The sequence below is a fragment of the Reinekea forsetii genome (assembly GCF_002795845.1).
GTDB lineage: Bacteria > Pseudomonadota > Gammaproteobacteria > Pseudomonadales > Natronospirillaceae > Reinekea > Reinekea forsetii.
On sequence record NZ_CP011797.1, the window covers coordinates 251687 to 273167 of the forward strand.

Consider the following 21481-nt stretch of genomic DNA (forward strand, 5'->3'; position numbering starts at 1 on the left):
TTGCTTCAGAGCAACGAGCCGCAGGCACGGACCCCAGACTGGATCCTAACGCCAGCCCGATAAGCGCGCGCGAAATTTTCTCGGGCTGTCGCTGGCGTCGTTGTGCAGGGCAATACGCAACAACTGGTGCGGTTGTAGGCTGTCGAGCCGGTTGATGCCGTGCTGAGTGGTCACAGCCGCCTGGTAGTGCTCTTTAACGCGCTCTAACACGGCGGTGTCAAAGTCCCCATTGGGATAACAAAACAAATTAATCGGCTGGCCCAGCCGGCGCGCCAAGCGGTCCTTGCTGGTGGCGATTTCTTGGTCCAAGACCGCCGCCGCCAGGCCCTTGTTAAGACGCCGGTGGCTGCCGGTGTGGCAACCGATCTCAACCAGGCCACTGGCCGTTAGGGCGGCCAGTTGAGTCCAGTCCATCAGCGCCGGGCCGTTGGAAGCTAACGCACTCGACCAGCCGATGGCCTCCAAGGCGTTAAATAGCGCATCTTCTGTATAGGCCTTGAGTTGGCCTATGCATTGGGCCACCCGCTCGCGCGAATAGGGCAACTCAATAAGCCGTGCCGCTTGGGCGAGCAACGGGTGACTGCGCAACGCCGGCGATTTAGCTGCGATCAATTCTGAGACTATATTGGGCCAGAACCGAAAGGGTGTGCCGATCTTATCGGCCACGGCAAAGACCGTCGCCGGTACCCGGTAGCGTTGCAAGATGGACAAGGCAAATTCGTAGTTGTCGAGCCAGCCGTCATCAAAGGTGATGGCGCACGCCTTGGCTGGTAGTGGCTGACCCGCGCTGGCCCGAGCTAACCAATCGCTTAACGACACCAGTTCAAACAGCTTTTTGGCCTCACGCAAATGCATGGCGAATACCTCGGGGGTGACCACCATGCCAGGCTCTTCCAGGTCATAGCGGGCATCGGCTTTAGGCAGGATGCGGTGGTACATTAGCACCCAGAGTTTAGCCTCTTGATTAGCTCGATTGTGTTCACCAAAAGAACTGGCGGCGAAAGTTAGCATGCCTTTAGCGCAGTATTTAATTGGACTCATCGGGTAACTCCCTAGGGCTTAAAATAGTGCTGGAGCTCATGCCAAAAGGGTTTTAGATCACCGAGCCGATTGACCTCGTGGCGTTGATTGCGAAAACGGGGCGCTGCAAAGTCGACTAAGCGTTTCAATTTGGCCCGAAACGAATAGGGCCGCTTCAAAAAAATATAGAGGCTGTCCAGGTCGCCCATCAACCACCGTAGACGTTGTTGTTCATTATAGTGATTGTTGGCGACTATCGGCTCACCGAAAAAACCGCTCACCAATTGCACCGGGAAATTAACCCCCGCATCGATCGCCAATTGTAAGGAGCCCCAGAAGCGAGTGTTCACTTCCATCAGATAGGGCGTACCGTCCTCAGCGATGCGAAATTCGACCATGGCCACGCCGTGCCAGTTCGCCGCTGAGAGCAGGGCGCTGGCATGTGCCTGCAGGCGCTGGTCAACCTTGGCCGCCTGACTCAACACGCTAACGCCGCCCTCCGGCGGTTTTTCGCGCAGCCGTTGGTGCGCAAAGAACTGTATTGCTTGACCCTGATGGTAGAGACAAAAGAGCCCCGCGCCCTGGCCGGGGATAAATTCTTGCAGCATAAAGGGGTGCTCGGCTAAGTAGCGATCGGACTGGCATACGCGGTTAAAATCCTGTGCCGAATGTAACACTCGCACGTGCGTGCTGAGCCACCGATCGCCGAGAAAAATCTTCGACAGGCTGGGTTTTAGAACCACGGGATAGACCAGAGTGGTCGGATCCAGTTCGGCCAGTCGAGTGTAAAATCGGCTGAGTGGAACCGGGATGCCGAGCACTTGAGCGGATCTCACCAAGCGACTCTTATCGGCCAGTTGCATCACCCGTGAGTAGGGTGCAAAGGCCATGGGCAAGTCGGGCAATCGCTCGGCATTGATCAGCAGTAATTGACTGGTCACCTCGGTGGTAGGAATCACCAGGTCGAACTGTCCGTTTAGACAGTTGGCCTTGACCCAGCACACAAAGGCCTCTGGCTGGTCGACAGGACTGGGGTAGCGAAGGTAGTGACTGGCGTATTTTGACCGACCCGCTAGGGCCGTGGCGCTGACATCGGCAGTGACCAGGCGGGCGCTTCGATAGTGCGATCCCAAGGCGCGGGTCACCGCGAGGGCGCTGCGTTGGTCGGCATCCATAACCAAGATAGTTCGCTGATTCGAATCCATTCGATATCGCCTAATAATTTCTCGGCAGTGTATACCAAATAAACTGCTCCGGGGAGGGGTAGGCATGAGGATCGGATCACTCACGTCAAAAAAATAAAAGGCACAACAGTGACAAGGCGTGATCAACCTATTGGGCCGTTCTATTTGACAGCTATGCAGATAAGAACGCCAACCCTCAGGCTCAGGAGGTTTAGCCAAGACTGCAAAGGTAAACTGGTTCACAAAAACGAAAAAAAATAACCTGACCGGTGAATTCAAGCCAAACACCATTAGCTTTTACAGGTTTCAGGTCGTAAGCTTTAGCCCTTATTGTTTTCACTGGATCAATGGAATGACCAGTCCCAAGCCAACTATTTTGCATGCTATCGACACCACCGGTCCCGGGGGCGCCGAGACGGTATTTCTCAATTTAGCCGACGCACTGCGTATCGATGGCTACTCGACACTGGCCCTGATCCAGGGTCCGGGTTGGTTGCAACAGCAACTTCAAGCACAGCGAATCCCCTTTGTGATCATAGCGCCCAATGGTTGGCTCTCTATTGGCTACTATTGGGCCGTCTATAGATTAATGAAACAACACAACGTTAAGTTTGTTCAAGCCCATCTGCTCGGGTCCGCTTTAACATTTGCCTTATTGCACCTAGTGACTGCCATACCGGTCGTGGCCACCTTGCATGGCCATGTCGATGTGGATCCCAATGAGCGCTTTGTGGCGTTAAAGCGATGGCTGCTGCGTAGAGGTCTGCATAGGGTGGTGGCAGTGAGCCGCCAATTAGCAGAGTACCTGGCCGACCGGAAGCTATTTGGTCGGCACCAGCTCGTGGTGATACACAATGGTATTGACGTTGCTCAGTATCAGGTAGCCAGGAGTGGACGGTTGCAAAAAGAACTGAGCTTGCCGGTACAGACCAAGTTGGTTGGCAGCATTGGCAATATTCGGCCGGCTAAGGATTACCCCAATCTTATCCAGGCTGCCGCGGTGCTATTGGCGCACAACTTAGATGTCCATTTTGTCATCGCAGGCCATCCCAAGGAGCCCTTGCAATCGAGTCTGCATGCCTTGGTGAGTAAGTTGGGCATAGATAAAAATATACATTTTTTAGGTTTTATGCCGGATACCGCCGAATTTCTGGCTCAATTAGATGTCTTTGTGTTGGCCTCAAAAAGTGAGGGGTTTTCAATTTCTACCTTAGAGGCAATGGCCGCCCGAGTGCCCATTGTCGCGACACGATGTGGCGGGCCAGAAGAAATACTGCGCCCCGATATCGATGGTCTGCTTGTCGAGACATCCTGCCCGCGGCAACTGTCGAGTGCTATAGCGCAACTGCTTGAACGGTCTAGCACTGGCCCCTCAACCATCGGACTATCTGTGGCCAGTGCCTACGATAGGGTGACATCGGACTTTAGTCTGACATCCATGATTGAACAATATGGGGCTCAAATTCAGACTTATATGCTCAACCTAAGGTAGGGGTCATTGTTGATGAAAATGCTGAGCGCCATCCCCAGACAAATAAACAGTCGCTTTGGCTCAAAGCAGGGTTTAGTGAAATATTTGTATTTTGGCGTGCGCATGCTACTTGGCAACTATGAACGTTTCGATGTAAAAAAACTTGGTAAGCCGCATAGGTTAGTATTTGTCTGCTCGGGTAATATCTGCAGAAGCCCCTTTGCGGAGGGCGTGGCCAAAAAGGTTGGCTATAGCGCGATATCCTTTGGGCTCGATACCCGAGGTGGCGATGCAGCGGATGCTCGCGCCATGGCTATTGCCGAGCAAGAGGGCATCGATCTAAGGAGACATAGAACCACTAAGGCCTGCGACTATGTGCCGCACATCGGCGACCTGATTGTGGTTATGGAACCTAAACATTTCGGCCTATACAAAAAGCTCAAGCTCGATATCCCCGTTACGCTGTTGGGACTGTACGGACCGAAGAGTCTGCCCTATATTCAAGATCCCTACTCAGCGAGTGAGGCATATTTCGCTCGATGTCAAAAAATAATATTGCATAAAACAACCAAGCTTATTGAATATGTCTCGCAGTAACCCTAGCTACACGTTAGAGCGATTTTATTTTATCAATATAAAACCCATGTGGTTTTATTTTTGGCATGAACACCCTGCCTTTTGGTGCATCTGCGGCTATCTGTTCTTCGAATACTTCCGCCCCCAATCCATATATCCGATGATAGACTTTCTGCCCTGGACAAAATTATTCTTAATTCTATCCTTGGTGCTTTCAGTGGCAGATGGTAAGGCGCAAGCTAAATTTTCCACGATACACTTTATTTTATTGTTGCTTACCCTATGGGTTTTTTTGTCCTACTCTTATGCTTATGATAAAGCCTTTTATCAGGCGCATATTATAGACTACCTGCAGTGGCCAATAATATTTATCGCCATTACTCGAATTGTTTCGACCAAAGAACGCTTCTATGTTTTTTTAATGATATTTTTTGTCTGCAACCTGAAGCTATCGATCGGCACGGCCAAAATATGGCTAATGAGTGGCTTTGCCAATATGGGCGGGAACTTAAATGGGCCGGCGGGTTTCTTTCAGAATTCAGGGGAGCTGGCGATCGAAATGCTGATTATGTTCGGCCTAAGCTTGGGATTATATAAGGCGTACTTTAACAATGAGCAACGTTTTGGCAAATTCATCATCATATTGGCTATCGGCACGTCCATTGCAACCCTCATTGGCGCGGGCAGTCGGGGGTCGCAAATCGCCCTTATTTTTATGGTCCTAATCTGGTTTCGAAGTGCACTCCTTAAGCCCACGCAGTTAATTCTTGGCGCTACTATTATATTAATTGTATGGCTGAATTTCCCCGAGGCACAAAAAGCGCGTTTCTCTACCATCGGAACCGATCGGCCGAGTCTGCAGCGACAGCTCTATTGGCAGAACGGTTATGAAATCATTCGCTCCCACCCGATAGGAGGGGTGGGGTTTTATGGCTATATTCCATATTACTACGATCACTTTCCAGACGACATGCTCTACGCCTCCGTCGGTTTGCCGCACAACATCTTTATTCAGGTTGGTACCGATCTTGGCCTGGTTGGGCTGCTCCTCTATTGCGCACTGATCTTGGCGCCATTGGTTAGAACACGGCCATATTTCGTTACCTACGCCAAAGGCGCAGACTCTATTGCGGTCATTAGGCCGATCTTAGCCGGCCTAAATTATGGTTTTGTGGGCTTCTTAGTGGCAGGTCAGTTCGTGTCGGTAGTCTATTACCCTTTTATGTGGATTTATTTGGCCCTGACTGTTACCGGCACTGCTGCCTTCCCGCTACCGAGTGGCAGGGTACGCTAATGCGCTTATTTTATTTGGATTCAGCCCGTGCGGTCTTGATGCTCCTTGGCGTTGTGTTACACGTATCAACTGTCTACTCGGTGGGCAGTAATTGGTGGGTGGTCTCGGCGGATGCCAGCCTAATTTACAATTATCTTAATAGCGCAATCCATACCTTTAGAATGCCGGCATTCTTTCTCATTTCGGGTTTTTTTAGTGCTATGGTGATCTCGAAGAAAGGCCATCGGGAATTTATTAGATCTCGATTCGCACGATTAATTGTCCCCGTAAGCGTGTGCGCCTGGCTGATAAATTATCCTCAATCAGTATTTTTAAACCGCTATGGAAACCGTAGCGTTTATTTCTTTACTGACACCGGTTGGGTCTATCATCTATGGTTTCTAAACTATCTGGTTATCTATGTGACTCTGTTGTATGGATCTAAACTGTGGCTATTGAACACGCCAGTCAGGCTGAGGCTGCCCAGCCTAATATATAACAACCTTGCCAACCTGATGGCTTCCGTCCTAGTCGTTATGTTTGGCATACACCTGTTGGCCTCTTTTTTTCAGCTTAGATATCATGAATATTTTGGTCGGCTGGAAATCTATGGACTCAGCCTGTATGGGCTAATGTTCTTGATCGGTGTCGGTACCTATTACAATAAGAAGCTACTCTCGACGGTCGTAGACAGTAGCGCGCTCGGATTGATCCCCTGTGGTATTTTGTTCAGCCTTGAGATGCTGTATTTCCACACGATGACCTCAAAGCTTGGCACGGCACTAGTGATGGCGACTAGCATCGTCCTGGGAATTTGGATGAGTGCAATTGTCTTAGCGCTATTCAAGAGATATCTAAATTTTTCCAATAAATATATGTCTTTTATCTCCGGTGCTTCATATAGCATTTACTTGCTGCATCACCCATTGGTCTTGTTCTTTGGTGCCGTATTTAACCGACTTTATTGGAATATTCATCTTGAAGCGTTGATCTCGATAGTGGCAATCTTTGCCATTACATCATTAATACATGGATATTTAATATCGAAGTACCGAGTTCTGTCGTTCTTACTTAACGGAAAATAATGGCTATCAAGGATGATCCAATGTTTAGAAAAATTCAGTCTATCTATGTCGCCCGCCATTACTATTTCGCGGACCTAAGATTTTACCTTTCTCGCTCTATTGGGCCCTATGTTTTTTTGGCTATGTACAGATTTGCTTTGATCTACAACAGGTCTGCAGCATTAGCATATCTCTTAGCGTCCTTGCGCAGTCGGGTTACTGAGACCGGTTTGACCTTGCTTAAGGTGAATCTACAGGCCATTGTTGCGAACTATTTTTCAGCCAATAAACTGGTTTCGAAAAACCCAAAGCCAAGTCGAATGTTTGACCGGTTACTCGTTGTTGCGTACCCCACGCCGAATCGAAAAGGCCTGGTATTTATAAAGTTTACCGAGACCTTTCATATTCTATTACTGGACCCGACGACTGTGAGGCGGCTCCTGCGTGATTACCATCTAGTGCTCGAACCGAGCTGGTCTGGCTATGCCCTGCCTGAAATTTTAGCGTGGACCGCCTTTGCGCAGACTAAGATATTTATCGAATGTGCCGAGAAAGAGGATTTCAGATTGATTAGCGAACTCAAGGGGAACTTGGTGCCATTGCGAATAGGCTCGGGTGATTGGGTTGACTATGGCGCCACCTCAGCCGAGGTTTACCAACCGCTCGCAGCTAAAAAATACGATATCACACTCGTAGCAAACTTTAACCCAATCAAAAGAATTCATATATTCTTTCGCATGCTGAACAAAATAACGGCCCACAAACCTATCAAGGCTGCACTGGTGTGTGCAAACTTTGGCAGTCAGCGTTTGGCAGTGGAGAAGTTGCTGAGCTTACACCGTCACCTCGAAATTGATTACTTTGTCGATCTAAACACTGCGCAATTAAATGAGATTCTGCTCGAATCTAAATATGTCAGTTTGCTGACCTTAAAAGAGGGCAGTAACCGCTCTCTGTTCGAAGCCGTGGCATTAAACTGTCCGATAATCTTGCTGGCCGGAAATGTTGGCGTGAATCGTGATAACGTCAATGCTGCCACGGGCCATATCTTTACTGAAAAAGAAATCGTTCGATTCTTTATTGGCAACCCAGATCCAACAAAGCACCCGAGGAACTGGGGCATAGAGCACATCTCTCATGGCGCTAGCATGGAGAAGGTCTTACAAGCCGTCTATGGTTTTGACTACCGAACACTGTATGGTCAGTTTTTTAGGAATAAAGTGAATAGTCCCGAAATGGCTTATGACTATGAGGATGCATTATTCAACCGAAAAGCCAATCACGACTGCTTGAATAGGTATTTCTCCGATTGTGACTGACCCCTCAATATAGAATGAGCAGGGTGCTATGCTGCAGCGGCACTTTAAGAAGACTCGGAGATTAACCTAATGCGATACCTATTTCTTGCTTCTACCCTCCTACTGTATAGCCTTTCCTTTGCAGAGAATTACAGCGCTTTGCCTTTAGAGCAAATTGCACCTAAACCTTCTTTCGATATCAACAATAGGTATAACAGAGCCTATCCCGATACCCTCTACTCTGTTGATGTCGTGGCCGGCGGCGGTAACTATCCGTATCGCTTTGAATTAATTGAAGCGCCTGCTGACGTACAGTTGGACGAGTCCATTGGCACCATTCGTTGGGCAAGCCCAATCGAACGCGACGCCCTGTATCGCTTCAAGGTTGCTATCAGTGACAGTTCAGTAGAACCCCAAACCCTTACCGCAACCTGGGACGTTAAGGTTACCAAAGAAGGTTTTATGTTTGTCGACAGCAAAAATGGCAGCAACGACGGTGCCGGCACCATTGACGATCCGAAGTTAGACTTTTCAGATGTCTATGGTGGGCTGAGTTATGAGAGCAAGTATTCGGAACGCAACAAAAATAAATTTATCTATTTCAGATCTGGTAAGTATAAGTTCGACGGTTACAAGGAAGACGCCCGGATTCAATGGACTAATCGCCAGCCAGTGGTATTTCTAACCTACCCCAAAGAAGTGGTCGAGTTTGATATGTCGACCACCCACTTACGCTCTGATACGACACTGGATAACTTCTATCTTGAAGGCGTTCGGGTCTTTCAAATGTCCAATAGCGAAGAAACAACCCATGAATTTCATATGGGTTTTAGAATTAGTGGTGGTTCCAAAGATGTGGTATTCCGAAATAACCGATTTCAAAACCTCATCAGTTCAAGAGACTCCTGGAATCAGTCTGTCATTATGGCCAATCATGAGGGAGCCGGACGGCGGTGGTCTTTTTTAAATAACTACTTCGGTAACATCATGCATGGTTTTGGAATACTGGCCTATACGATAGATCATGTCGCTGTGCAGCGAAACTCATTTGTCTCATTTGCCGACCCAGCCGGGCAGGGAACCTCGCATGCGCTAGGCATTAAGATGAACAGTGAGAACTGGTATGTAAATGAAAATACCTTTGACGACATCGACAATAACGCCATCTGGTTGTACAACGCGAAACAGGGGGGCGAAAGCTATGGCAATATCGATGTCAGTTATAATCGTATTGAAACCAGCGGCTCTGGTTTTGGCATTACCTTTAATGATAAAAACACGGATATCGATTTGCCGCTCTATATTTATCGAAACAACATTATCGGCAACGTGCGCTTTATTAAGGTTGTCGCAGACACCCCAAATATCATTATGAAAGACAATGTTATCGAGAGTTATGACACCAAGGTATTTTCCTGTGAAGACTGTAGCGATGAGTCGAGTGTTATCACCCAAGGCAATCAATTTTCGGCAGAAAAGGGTAGCTTCTTTCGGGATCGAGATGAAACGGTAGGGGCCATTTCGAAAGATACCTTTTCCTCTAGCGTTGGCGCAGACATCGTATATGAGCTAAATCAACCGAAAAATTTAGAGCCGAGGTTGGAAACAAATTAACCTCAGTCACTGCTCGTAACCGAGCTTTCTGACGTGGGTCGATCGAGCCGGTTTCTGAATCCTTGCGGCGTTCAGATGCCAGCTCAAGCTGTCCTGCACCTGTTAGCTTCTTTGGGTGTTTGCCATAGGTAATCGATTATCGTCGGCGGTTAATTGCCTCTTGACCACACGTAATTTACCGGATTTTTCACGTACTATCGTGTTCACTAATTCGAGTGTTATCTGGATGGTGGGCGAAATCTTGTTGCGAACAGCCAGTTGAATATCCCGCCCTATAGCGTTGTTGAAATTAGCCGTCGGAATTATTCTAATTGTCAGATGGTCTAACCGGTCCTGTAAAACTTGAAATTGCTTAAACACGGCGCGCTGTTCTTGCATCTTTTCAAATATGTATATTATCGCCTCAGGGTGAATAGACCGTCCCTCGGGGGTATGGATAATATCGTAAGCCCGCCCGTGCACCCTGGATAAGACCGGCAGGCCTCTGCCGCAACTGCAACCACCCGGGGCGAGGGTGGCGTAGTCACCCAGCTTATAGCGGATTAACGGAGTGGCATAGTTGTGCAAATCGGTCAGCACAATCTCACCTGTGCCATGGTTGTAGGTGATGCCGTCGCGTTCAACTTGAACCAACAGATTACTGGCCATGACATGCAGAGCCCCCTGTTCACATTCATGGGCAATGGATCCGACCTCCCCACAACCGTATTCATTGAAAACCTTAACGGCAAAACCCTGTTCGATATCGTGGCGATCGAGCTCAGACAACACCTCAGACGTGGTTATGACCGCCTTTAAACTCGGCAGCGGGGCTAAATTGGTCTGCTTTATATAATTAGCAAAGAGGCGAATGGCGCTGACATAGCCATATAGATAGGCGGGTTTGACTACCAGTAAGTGGCGGTAATAGCCGGCCATGTCGGCGTCAGTCATATCAAAGGCCGACAAGCGATAGCGGTTGGCCACTAGGTCGGTGATCCTCGCCAAAAACTTAGCCCTGTTGCTGTGCGGGATACCCCAGAACCGTGCCTGTTTAGCGCCAACCTGAATGCCGGCCCATTCATAACTCAGTGCGGTGGCCACTCGCTCACGCGCCAGCGCGGACGCATTTTTATAGAGCTTAACCGGTTCGCCGGTAGAGCCTCCGGTGGTCTTGATTCTTGACGACAAGTGAACCTCGCCCGATAGCTCTTGGTGATGGCCAATCAAATCTTGCTTGGTGAGCAAAGGCAAGGCGTTATAAAAACGCTGGAAGTCCTCAGGGGTGTGAATTTGGCTACAATCGAGATGGGCGTCAGCAGGCAAAATTCTCCGATAGTAGGGTTTGTGGTGCACTGCATGCCCTAGCAGTGCGGTGAATTTTTGCAGCTGATAACGAAATAGACCATCGCTACTCTGATACTGCTGGCTGCGGTATAAACCCTGATACAAAAAATGAAACTCACCCGTGAAGGCGGTTGCTGGATAGTATAAGAACAATTTGTTGAGCAGCGGGTTCATGCCGCCCCCTGAGCCAGGGATTGGATGAGCATCGAATAGGCGTTGCCGACCTTGATGGCGCTGTATTTTTCTGCCACCAGTGCCTGCGCGCGACGGCCAGCGTCAGCGCCCTTATGGCCCTCTGACAATAGGCCTATGGCTGCCCCATATGACCGGCTGTCATTGGCAATAAAGGCATTCAGTTGATCAGTGACATCAATACCTTCAAATGCCAGGCTATTGCCGATAACCGGTATTGCGTTGGCCATAGCATCCAGAACCTTGAGCTTGGTGCCGCCGCCATCGAAAATGGGCGAGATAAAGGCTAGGGCGTTGCGGTAATACAGGCCTATATCCTCAACATAGCCATGTAAACGAACCCGTTCTGAACCGGCTACCAAGTGAATCATGGTTTTAGAAGGATACTTGCCAATAATATCCAAGCTCAAATCCTTGTACTGTGCAGACAGGGTAGGCCAGATATTCCGGAGGAACCATTCAATGCCCTTCTTATTGGGATACCAATTTAAACCCCCAACGAACAACAGCTTGTGCTTGTCTGGACTCCTTTGGCTTTGCTCTGGAACGGAAACCGAATTGGGCACGATAGAGACCCTAGTGGCCTCTACCCCGAGCGCTTCGATGCGTTTTTTGTCATCTTCAGAGCAGACGATATTGTGGCTAACCCTGCCCAGGTTGTTGCTATCGAAATGCATGATTTTTCGCGCTTCATCAAAGAAGAGAAGTTTTTTAAGCCAGTTGCGTTCTTGTTGAGCTCTGCGCCACATCATATGGTGTTCCGCATTATGGTGGTTTACCACGACCGGAACCTTAAGGTTCATCGGTAGTAGGGGTAGTAATGCGGCGGTATCCAAATGGATCAGATCATAGTCTTGAGCTAAGAGCAGCTTGTGAATCAACTCCTTGGCGGCATCGGATGCTAGCCAGCTAACCGAATAGGGTCTATTTGTGAGCGTGGACCGGATAAGGGTGACCAGGCGATGAAGTGCTGAGCGTTCCGAGGGGATATTCACCGTGTAGAGCGTACGGACAAGTCTGGTTAAGGCTGCGCGCGATCGTTCAAGCCCAAGCGCCAGGGAGGGTGAATAGGCCCGCACCAGTCTAGGCTGGATCAATGCGACCAGGTCAATATGATGCGCTATCACGCAGGCCGTTATAAGATTTGAGGTTCTAATTAACAGCCCACCCTTTGCCGGGTAGGGTACAAAATGGTTAATCCAGAGTACTTTCATCGGGTGCTCCTTGGGTAGCGGCTGGCCAAACCAACCGAGTAACGGGCGGTGTTTGTCACTTGGTTATTTATGACTACCTTTGCCTGCGCTAAGCAGTGCTTTAAATTCTAGGGAATTGTTGGCCAGGCTTTGGTAGGTGCCCTGATCCTCAATTTTACCCAGCTTAAACACGAAAATATTATCGGCATTCTCTACCGTGGTCAGTCTATGCGCGATCATGACGATGGTTCTGGTTTGCGCTAAGCTCAGTATGTCGTTCATAATGAGTTGTTCCGTGACATTATCCAAAGCGCTTGTCGCCTCATCTAATACCAATATAGCGGGGTCTTGGTATAGCGCCCGGGCAATGCCGATACGTTGTTTTTGGCCACCACTGAGTTTTGCGCCCCGCTCACCCAGCTTGAAGTTGAAGCCACCGTCACACTCTGCTATGAAGTCGTAAATATTTGCCAGCTGAGCAGCCTTTTTTAGCCGTATCGGGTCGACCTCTGCTTCGGGTACGCCGAGGGCGATATTTTCTCGAAAGGATGCATCCAAGATAAATATAGTCTGTGCCACGTAGCCAATCTTCTGGCGCCAGGCTTTAATATTCTGTTTATCGAGCGAAATGTCGCCGACCGTAATGGTGCCACATGTTGGCACGAGTAGGGCGAGCAGCAAATCTACCGCAGTGCTTTTTCCGGCGCCTGAGGTGCCGACAAAGGCGGTGATCTTATTTTTTGCAATGCGCAAATTACACCGAGCCAAGGCGAACTTAGCGGTATTCGGATAGCGGAATGCCACATCGTTAAAAACAATGTCGCCCTCTGGTGCGGGTTCATTCCCGAGTGTTCTGAGCGGGCTATCGTGAGCTGTGCTTTTTTCAATCTCGTGAGCGAGCGCAAGCACCACCGAGCCATTCGCTCTGATCTGCGAGTAGGCCCTATAGATCGACTGAGCCGCCGGCAGCAGCTTGTAACCCGCCATGGCATAGAGGCTGATGGTGCTCAGGGCCTCATTGGCGGTACCCGAGGTGAGTAAGATGTAGATCGACAAGCCCAGAATAGAGGCGAACACCACGGTCTCAACCATAAACCGGGGTAAGTCGCCTGCCAGGGCAATATAGGCCGACGCGGACAGCCCACGCACGGTCACCCGATCAACTTGCTGCTTATAATAGTCTTCTGTGCCCTTGAGTTTAACTTCCTTAATCCCGCCTATGCTTTCGTCCAATAACTTCAATTTTGTAAGGTTGAGTGTGCTAATCAAATTGCCGCTCTCAACCACTCTTGACCGGATCAGTTTAAAGATTAAAAAGTACACCGACACAACGATTGCTGTTGCTGTTAAGGCAATGCTGATATCGATAATCAATAGGCCAACTATAATGAGCGCTGCAATAAAGAGCTGCGAGATAAGGGTGAGTATGGGTTGCACAACCATATAGACCATTCTCGGGATTTCTTGGGTTATTTGCGAGATTAAGCGCGAGCTGTTATTAATGGCAAAGAAGGTGTAGTCATTATCGAGATAGCTTTTATAAATAGTCCGTTGGACATGGGCGCCCAGGCGCATTGATATTTGAAATAGTTTCCATAAGCTGTATGACGCTATGCTGTTGCTGACGATAATAAGGAGGATGACGGACAGTGCATAGGAGATGATAAATTGACTGTCCGATTCGAAAGCATAAAGATTGAACAGGAAGGCGAGGTAGGTATTAGTATTGATAAAGGCCGGGTTGCTCACCATGGTGATAAAAGGTGCGATCGAGGCTATGCCTGCAACTTGGAACAGCGCCGTGAGCAAAAAAAGAATCTGCAAGAGCAGAACTCGCGTTCTATTTTTTTTGCCAATCAATCTAAACAGGGACCCGTAAAGCATTTTCATGTGGCTTGTGCTCGACATATAAGTTGTCATTATTATGCCGTGGGCGGCATGCTCAGGTTTAGCGGATACGCTGCGCTCTCTTCTCCTATGGTCCAGCTGTCATGGCGCTATAGAGCGCCATGGTCTGCTCGCTATTTTTTTTCGCATGGTGAGAAAAGTTTTCGGTTGCAAGCGAAAAATCTGCAATGCCGGTGAGCGTTTTGTAATAGCTAGCCGGGCTGTTGGGCCGAGTTAATAACGCTGTGTTGTAGTCTGCCAGTTCGGACAGGCCACCGATATTGTGCGCGATCAAGAGCGTATCCAACGCCAAGGTTTCCAGCGCGACCATGGGCAAGCCCTCATGATCGGAGCAGATGAGGACGGCATCCAAGGCTGCAATGATGCTCGGAATATCGTCTCGATGGCCATGGAATGTGACCCGATCTCCTATATTTAAATCGCGCACCTGGCCCTCCAGTAGGGGTCTGGCCGGACCATCACCGATGATATGAAATTGAAAATCACTATTGTTTTCCTGTCTCAGGCGCGCGGCAATTTCGAGGAATATATCGATGCGCTTGACCGGCACTAAGCGGCCAATAATACCTAGGTGTTTTTTGTTCGGATGCACGGCCCTGAAGTCAACCGGTCCGACCTGGGCCCTTAATACCGCTACGTCGACACCGTTAGGGACTGTGCTGATCCGATGGCCGGGATAGTCGATCGATAGCTGGTCTTTGAGTTCATGCGAGACCGCAATAAAAAGCGCTTGATAGTGCTGGCCGACCCATCTTTCCAAGCTCCGCTGTAACCGGGTCCGCCAATTACCCGAAAACTCAGGCGCACCGTGTACTGTTCTGACGCACAGCGCTCTGAGTGTTGTTGCATTGGCCAGAGCGCCGAGGATATTTTCTTTTTGGCGATGGGTATGAACCACATCGGGTTTTAGCTGTCGTATATGAGCACGTAAACTGGTGAATATTTTTCGGCTCGACAGTCTTGCCTCATTCAATATGGTCACGTCTATATCGTCGGCGCGCAATCGGTTTGCCAGTTCGCCCTCGTTTAACAAGATGGCGCTTACGTCGCACAAGGGTCTGAGGTTTTTTAGCAGGGTATGGGCCTGTGCCTCGGCGCCGGCCCATAGATCGCCGGATAGGATATGCAGAACCCTGAGTCGCGTGCCGGGGGCTAAATTAGACATGTAAACAACATCCTTGTTTAGATATACTGCAGCCGATTATGCCTCAAAAATACGGTAGTTTGAAGGGCTTAACCGATCTTATAAACATGTCAAAAGGAGTTGCAACCTTGATTATTTTATTTTTTTGGCTCTGTGTTTTTTGTTCGCTCTACAGCTATTTTTTGTACCCGTTGCTGTTGCTTATTGGGGTTAAAAAATATGCCAAAGCGTCGGTAATAACCAATCCAAGGACGGATCATTTGCTGAACTATTCGCTCATTGTTACTGCCTATAATGAAGCGCAGCGGATCGAAGAGAAAATTATTAATTTACTCGCCTTAGAGTTTGATCCGGCGCGCTTAGAACTCATCATCGCCTCCGATTGCAGCGACGATGGTACCGACGCCCTAGTGGCCAGCTTCTCGGATCGCGGCATAGTATTGGTTCGGGCCCCGCAACGATTGGGCAAGGAAAACGCGCAGTGGTCGGCGATCCAACGGGCCACTGGCGATGTCCTCGTGTTCTCCGATGTCGCCACTTTGATGCAGGTCGATGCGATCGAGAAATTGGATCGGCACTTTCAACGGGGCGATGTCGGCGCCGTCTCCAGTGAGGACAGGTTTGTCGGCACGCAGGGCGCGGTTGCCGGAGAGGGCTTTTATGTCCGGTATGAAATGTGGTTGCGCCGTCAGGAAAGTCGCTTAGGCGGGTTGGTAGGACTCAGTGGCTCCTTTTTCGCGGCTCGTCGGGACCTGTGCCGGCAATGGGATATCCATTCTCCGTCGGACTTTAACACCGCGCTTAATTGTGCCCGGGCCGGTTTGCAATCGATCTCGGCGCCCGATGTATTGGGTTTTTATGCGGATTTAAAAGATCCGAGTAAAGAATACGCGCGCAAGGTGCGCACGGTGTTGCGCGGTATGACCGGGTTGTCACGCCACCCTGAGGTGCTCAATGTGAGTCGGTTTGGATTCTATGCCGTTCAAGTATTCAGCCACAAACTGATGCGTTGGGCCGTGCCCTGGTTTCTGCTGGCGCTGTTGTTGGTGTCGGCGAGCCTAGCCGGTGTGGGCGGATTTTATCGACTCGCCCTGATCGGCCAGATACTGTTTTACGCCACGGCCGGTCTTGCCCATCTCAGTGAGCGGATGCGCGCATTGGCGCCCATTCGTTTGATCTATTTTTTTGTTCAGGTCAATCTAGCGCTGATGGATTCGGCGCTAAAGTTTTTCTCTGGCACCCGCATGACCACATGGAAGCCATCGGCCCGATGAGGTGGCAGAGTTTGCCACCGGCCGGAAATACCATTCGGCTGGACAGCAGTGCTGAATCCTTAGGTCAGTTACTACCCGGCTATCAGTTGGTTTGGTTGAACTCCGGCACCGCCGCGCTCGCCTTTAGTTTAGTGCAACTAAAAATGCGCTATCCAGCCGTGTCGCAACCGGAAGTTATTATCCCCGGTTACTGTTGTCCCGATCTAGTCGCGGCAGCTCTGTTCGCGGGTTTCATACCCAGGGTCGTCGATATCTGTGTCGATGACCCCAGCTACGATCTCGCGCAGCTGGAATGCGCCTTAACGCAGCGTACCCTAGCAGTGATCGCCATTAACTTTTTGGGCATTGCCGAGCGACTGTCTGAGCTTCGTCGATTGCTCGCACCGTGGCCCAAGGTCGGGCTTATAGAGGACAATGCCCAATGGTTTCCCGATGCGCATGAGGTCGCTGGCCTGCAGGGTGATTACGTGACCTTCTCGTTCGGCCGCGGTAAGGCCGTGAGTTTGTTGGGTGGCGGTCTGGTGGCGGTAAAAGAGGGGCTAGCGTTATTCGACCTTAAGTTGAGTACCGAGGCCGGGAGCCCAAGCTGGCGCCTCAAGGTAAGGCTCTTGGCTCTCCTGTCGCAGCCGTGGGCATACTCTTGGATGGAGCAACTGCCGTTTCTAAAACTGGGTGCGACGCGCTACCACGCCTTGGACAACATTTGTCTGATGTCAGCTGCTAAGCTGCTGCGGGTTCGGGCCAATGTGACTCACTACCGCTCATTAAGCCGTTTCGCTGAACAGGGATTGAAAGCGCGCATCGCTTCTACGCACAATGGTTTGCATGCACTGTTGACCAGCCCGCGCTGTCGACGCCTGCTGCGTTTTCCATTGCTAAGCCACCGGTCGGCGGATCGCGCCAGGCTGACTGAGAATTCGGCACTGCGTGGGCTGGGTGTGAGTCGGCTGTACAACGGTGCGCTGTCCGAACTTGAGGGCATATCTGAATTGGCCTTGCAGATGGGGCCTTTGCCCAATGCCGTGAGCTTCGCCCGCCGGCTGCTAACCTTGCCCACGCACCAACAGGTCAAAGCGTGTCACCTAGCAGCTATCACAACGCTAGTTGCAACGGATAAATGATCAGACGCGAGGCAGCATACTTGCCGTGGCCCTAGCCCGCCACCGCGCGTCGATGTTCTCTTATCTCCTCATTCTCTGGCTCAATCCCTAAGGCCGCATCCAGTATCTGCAAGGCTTTTGCTGGTTGGCCATTGAGATGCAAGATCCAGCCATAGGTATCCAACACCGCGGCAGAACCCGGCGCCAGTTCGGCCGCTGCTGCCGCGTAGAGTAGGGCCTGAGCGGGATCCTCGCTACGGACCAGCCAGGCCAGGTTGTTGAGTGCCGGCACCCACTCTGGATTTGCGGCCAGTGCCTGTTGGTATTGGCTGCGGGCCAATTCGCTGGCACCATTGGCCATGCTGATGCCCGCTAGAGCAGTAAAGGCCTCAGCATTGTTAGGCTGTTCCGCGATGAGACCCTGCAATCGATACCGCGCGCTCAGTGCGTCGGCCAGCTGAATATCGATCTTGGCTGCTAGCAGGGTCAGTTGGCTGTTGTTGGGCATCAATGCGATAGCCCGATCAACCGTCTTTAAGGCGCCCGCCCAGTCGCCCGCCTCGGCCTGAGCAATGCCCTCCGCACGCAACACATTGGCCCTGATGGCATGCGCTAGGGGCTGATCGTTGCTGTGATATGGGCTGGCAAGCGTCTGGGCCGCCGCCAACTGACCTTGATTAATCAGCAATTCGACTGCGGCCGCATGCAGCGGCAAGGCGATGTCCGGGCGGGCCTCGGCCTGTTCGATCAACCAGATCGGCAGTGTATCGACCGGCAAGGATTGCGCCTTGGCCGCCACCAAAGACTGCACCAGGCCACTGTTGGTCGGACTGACGCGAATCGCCTCCAGCCAGAGCTCGGCGGCGCGATCCGGTTCACCGTTCTGCTGATGCAGCCTAGCCAGGGCAGAAATGACATTGGGATTATTGGGCACCCGTGTGTGCAAGGTCGCCAACAGGGCGATGGCTGAACGACTGTTACCGAGCTGGACATCGGCCACGGCCATCAGCCACAACGCCGAGGGGTCGGTTGCGAACTCGGCGCCGATGCGCTCGCGCACGGTCTGTATTTCGGTGGTCTGTTGTTGCCTAACCAGCAGCGTCAGGTACAGCCCGGTGCTCGACCAGTCTTGGATATTCTCGGCAAAGGCCGCGCGCAGTTGCGCCAGGGCGGGTTCCATGCGTGCCTGGCCGACATAGTATTGCGCCAGCAGTAGATGTAAGCGGGTTTTACTGGGATCCAACCGCAGGGCCTTGCGCAGGGCTTGCACCCCCTGTTGTTCCTGCTGGTTGTTTAAGCAAATCACACCGTATAGGGACAGCAGCCCCAGGTCATCGGGCCGGGCCAGTAGGGCCCGTTGCAAGACCGCCAAGGCTTGGTCGGCTTTGCCCTGCTCGGCCTGAGCCAGTGCGGTCGCCTGAATCAGGGTCACCGGCGCGGTTTCGGCATTGAGGTTGGCCGACAGCAGCGCTTCAGCGCTTGCCAGATCACCCTCTTCGAAGTTAATTAGACCCAATAGCAGGGCGGCCTGCTGGTTATCTGGGAACTGATTGAGAATCTCTGCAAAAGCATCCTTGGCCGTCGCCAAGTCACCGATGCTGGCGGCGGCTAGGGCATCCTTATATTGCTGGCGGGCAAGGAAGGCTTCCGGATTGGCCGTGCGGATCAGACGGCTGTATTCCAGTGCCTCGGCCGGGCGACCCTGAGCGGTTAAGACAGTGCTGAGCAGCTCTAAAACCTGCAGCCGGTCGCTTAACAGCATATCGGTCTCGGGCAGGTGCACCAGCGCTTCGGTAAGCGCTGCCGCTGCGGCCTCGAGTCGGTTGGCGTTATAGGCCAGGCGGGCGTCGTAATAGAGCATAATCGGGTCGTTGGGCCACTGCGCCAAGAGTTGGGTAGTCCACTGCTGCGCTTCGTCGTGGAGCCTGCTTTGCAATAACAGGGAAACAAATTCCCGCTTGGTGCTCAGGGTCGTGGCCGGGTTATTGACGAGCACGCGATACTGTTTTAATGCCTCCTGTTGATGGCCCGCCAGATAGGTCTGCAGGGCCTGTAATCGGTTAAATTCCGCCTGTTCGAGGGTGTTAGGCTGCCAGCCGGCCAGCAACTCTTGGGCCGAAATGGTTTTACCTTGCAATAACAGCACCTCAGCATAGGCCAGGCGAATGGCATCGATACTGTCGCTTTGGTTTTTGAAGAGCGCCTCGGCCTGGTTTGGGCTACCAATACGCGTTAGTAAGCGCGCGTAGTGCACGATCAAGAGGGGATCGCTTGGGTCGGCCTGTAAAGCATTGCGAATCTCAATTAGCGCGGCGCGAAATTGGCCCTGCTGTTCATAGCGGACACTGCGATCCAAAAAGCTGGCGGCCTTTTCGATCTGAGTATTGTCTGAGCAAGCGATCATAAAGCTCAAGACATAGAGCGCAACAAGAGTGGTGATCGATAATTTACGCATGGAATTCGCTCCCCTAGCTATGATCGATAAACAGATTATATTTTTTCAGTAGGTCGTACAGGGTCGGCCGGGTGACTCCCAATAACTTGGCGGCGGACGATATGTTGCGCTGACTGAGCGCCAGCGCGGAATGAATGGCCTCCACCTCGGCATTCTTGCGCGCTTCTTTTATATTGATCGCCAGGGGCTTGCGGGTCGGCGCTTGCAGGGCCAGGTCGGCGGCCTGGATCAGGGTGTTCTCTGCCAAGACCACGGCCCGCTTGATACGGTTTTCGACCTCCCGAATATTCCCCGGCCAACTGTAGTGACCGATGGCCTGCAGGGCATCATAGGAGAACACCATCGGCTTTACCGCGACCTCTTGGCAATAGCGCTTGAGTATATGATGGGCGATTAGGATCGGGTCGTTACCGCGTTCGCGCAGCGGCGGTATATCGATCACAATTTCACAGATCCGATAAAACAAATCTGCGCGGAAGGTGCCCGCCTGCACCATCTGCTGCAAGTTTTTATTGGTCGCACAAACAACACGCAAATCGATGCGTATTTCCTTTCGGCCGCCCACGCGCTCGATCATCCGCTCCTGTAAAAAGCGCAGTACCTTGGCCTGCAGAGCCAATGGCATATCGCCAATTTCATCGAGAAATAGGGTGCCGCCCATCGCCTGTTCGATCTTGCCGATATTGCTCGTGCTGGCGCCGGTAAAGGAACCCTTTTCATAACCAAAGAGTTCACTCTCGATTAGATTTTCCGGTACGGCGGCGCAATTTATCGCCACAAAGGGTCGGTCGCGGTCAGCGCTTTGACTATGGATAGCACGTGCCAATACCTCCTTGCCGGTACCGCTTTCACCGAGCAGGGTGGCGGTGATTTTGCTTTGGGCAATCTTGTCGATCATCCGGCAGATATTGCGCATTTGGGGATTGGCAGTGATGAGTCCAGGTAAGGGTTCAGAGGCATCGAGCGATTGGCGGTTTTCCCATTCCAGTTGTGCCAGATGAAATGCCCGTTCGACAACGTGATCGAGTCGGTCGGTATCGAGCGGTTTTAAATAGAAATCAAAGGCGCCTAAGGAGATCGCCTTGAGCGCATTGCGATGTTCATCTTTACCAGTTAGCACGATAATTTTACTGCGCGGTGCAATGCTCAGGACCGCAGCGATGCAACGAAATCCCTCGCTGACGCCTTCGGCATCGGGTGGTAAACCCAGGTCCTGAATGATGACCCGCGGCTGGTATTGGCGCACGAGCGTCAGCGCTTCCTGGACGGTGCTCGTCGTTACCAGGGTGGTTGCGAGTCCATCAAAATGCCATTTAAATTGGCTCTGCAAGCCCTCGTCGTCTTCAATAATTAATAGCGTTCTGGCTGACAGGTCCATGTCATGTTTCC

The 21481-nt window shown here is 51.2% G+C and carries 16 protein-coding genes; 8 read left to right on the forward strand and 8 right to left on the reverse strand.

The features are described 5' to 3' along the window. Positions 1 to 45 precede the first annotated feature (45 nt). Together REIFOR_RS01245 and REIFOR_RS01250 are read right to left on the reverse strand one after the other, a co-directional pair. Positions 46 to 1041, reverse strand: a complete 996-nt coding sequence (locus REIFOR_RS01245) for a polysaccharide deacetylase family protein (protein ID WP_100255834.1) — start codon at positions 1039 to 1041, stop codon at positions 46 to 48. Between the two features lie 11 nt (positions 1042 to 1052). After that, positions 1053 to 2225 (reverse strand): carboxylate--amine ligase, encoded by a 1173-nt coding sequence (locus tag REIFOR_RS01250; RefSeq protein ID WP_158524258.1) that lies wholly within the window; start codon positions 2223 to 2225, stop codon positions 1053 to 1055. A gap of 331 nt (positions 2226 to 2556) precedes the next feature. On the opposite strand from REIFOR_RS01250, the gene REIFOR_RS01255 reads away from it, so the two are divergent. From REIFOR_RS01255 to REIFOR_RS01280, 6 genes are all read left to right on the forward strand, one after another. Then, positions 2557 to 3696: a glycosyltransferase gene (locus REIFOR_RS01255; protein WP_100255835.1), complete on the forward strand. Its 1140-nt coding sequence runs from the start codon at positions 2557 to 2559 to the stop codon at positions 3694 to 3696. Between the two features lie 12 nt (positions 3697 to 3708). Then, positions 3709 to 4272: an arsenate-mycothiol transferase ArsC gene (locus REIFOR_RS01260; protein WP_100255836.1), complete on the forward strand. Its 564-nt coding sequence runs from the start codon at positions 3709 to 3711 to the stop codon at positions 4270 to 4272. A gap of 196 nt (positions 4273 to 4468) precedes the next feature. Then, on the forward strand, positions 4469 to 5545 hold the full coding sequence (locus REIFOR_RS01265) for an O-antigen ligase family protein (protein WP_158524259.1): 1077 nt from the start codon (positions 4469 to 4471) through the stop codon (positions 5543 to 5545). Then, on the forward strand, positions 5545 to 6609 hold the full coding sequence (locus tag REIFOR_RS01270; protein ID WP_100255838.1) for an acyltransferase family protein: 1065 nt from the start codon (positions 5545 to 5547) through the stop codon (positions 6607 to 6609). The genes REIFOR_RS01265 and REIFOR_RS01270 overlap by 1 nt, the downstream gene beginning before the upstream one ends. Positions 6610 to 6629: 20 nt before the next feature. Next, positions 6630 to 7907 (forward strand): glycosyltransferase family protein, encoded by a 1278-nt coding sequence (locus REIFOR_RS01275; protein WP_145980204.1) that lies wholly within the window; start codon positions 6630 to 6632, stop codon positions 7905 to 7907. A 69-nt stretch (positions 7908 to 7976) separates the two neighbouring features. Further along, positions 7977 to 9500: a right-handed parallel beta-helix repeat-containing protein gene (locus tag REIFOR_RS01280; RefSeq protein ID WP_145980205.1), complete on the forward strand. Its 1524-nt coding sequence runs from the start codon at positions 7977 to 7979 to the stop codon at positions 9498 to 9500. A 102-nt stretch (positions 9501 to 9602) separates the two neighbouring features. Here the strand turns inward: REIFOR_RS01280 and REIFOR_RS01285 are convergent, their stop codons facing one another. From REIFOR_RS01285 to REIFOR_RS01300, 4 genes are all read right to left on the reverse strand, one after another. Next, positions 9603 to 11000 carry a phenylacetate--CoA ligase family protein gene (locus REIFOR_RS01285; protein ID WP_100255841.1) on the reverse strand — a complete coding sequence of 466 codons (1398 nt, stop codon included), beginning with the start codon at positions 10998 to 11000 and terminating at the stop codon, positions 9603 to 9605. Then, positions 10997 to 12232 (reverse strand): glycosyltransferase family 4 protein, encoded by a 1236-nt coding sequence (locus REIFOR_RS01290; RefSeq protein WP_100255842.1) that lies wholly within the window; start codon positions 12230 to 12232, stop codon positions 10997 to 10999. Before REIFOR_RS01290 ends, REIFOR_RS01285 begins: the two co-directional genes overlap by 4 nt. Positions 12233 to 12295: 63 nt before the next feature. Beyond that, the gene (locus tag REIFOR_RS01295; protein ID WP_158524260.1) at positions 12296 to 14101 is read right to left on the reverse strand and encodes an ABC transporter ATP-binding protein; all 1806 of its coding nucleotides are present in this window, start codon (positions 14099 to 14101) and stop codon (positions 12296 to 12298) included. 85 nt (positions 14102 to 14186) lie between these two features. Then, entirely contained in the window at positions 14187 to 15284 is a 1098-nt protein-coding gene (locus REIFOR_RS01300; RefSeq protein WP_100255844.1) for a glycosyltransferase, read from the reverse strand. A gap of 107 nt (positions 15285 to 15391) precedes the next feature. Here REIFOR_RS01300 and REIFOR_RS01305 point away from each other — a divergent pair, with 107 nt between their 5' ends. After that, positions 15392 to 16537 carry a glycosyltransferase family 2 protein gene (locus REIFOR_RS01305; RefSeq protein ID WP_100258658.1) on the forward strand — a complete coding sequence of 382 codons (1146 nt, stop codon included), beginning with the start codon at positions 15392 to 15394 and terminating at the stop codon, positions 16535 to 16537. Then, positions 16534 to 17658 (forward strand): DegT/DnrJ/EryC1/StrS family aminotransferase, encoded by a 1125-nt coding sequence (locus tag REIFOR_RS01310; protein WP_158524261.1) that lies wholly within the window; start codon positions 16534 to 16536, stop codon positions 17656 to 17658. The genes REIFOR_RS01305 and REIFOR_RS01310 overlap by 4 nt, the downstream gene beginning before the upstream one ends. 31 nt (positions 17659 to 17689) lie before the next feature. On the opposite strand, the gene REIFOR_RS01315 is transcribed toward REIFOR_RS01310, so the two are convergent. Then, the gene (locus tag REIFOR_RS01315) at positions 17690 to 20092 is read right to left on the reverse strand and encodes a tetratricopeptide repeat protein (protein ID WP_100255846.1); all 2403 of its coding nucleotides are present in this window, start codon (positions 20090 to 20092) and stop codon (positions 17690 to 17692) included. A gap of 13 nt (positions 20093 to 20105) precedes the next feature. After that, the gene (gene prsR / locus REIFOR_RS01320) at positions 20106 to 21470 is read right to left on the reverse strand and encodes a PEP-CTERM-box response regulator transcription factor (protein ID WP_100255847.1); all 1365 of its coding nucleotides are present in this window, start codon (positions 21468 to 21470) and stop codon (positions 20106 to 20108) included. Positions 21471 to 21481: the final 11 nt, after the last annotated feature.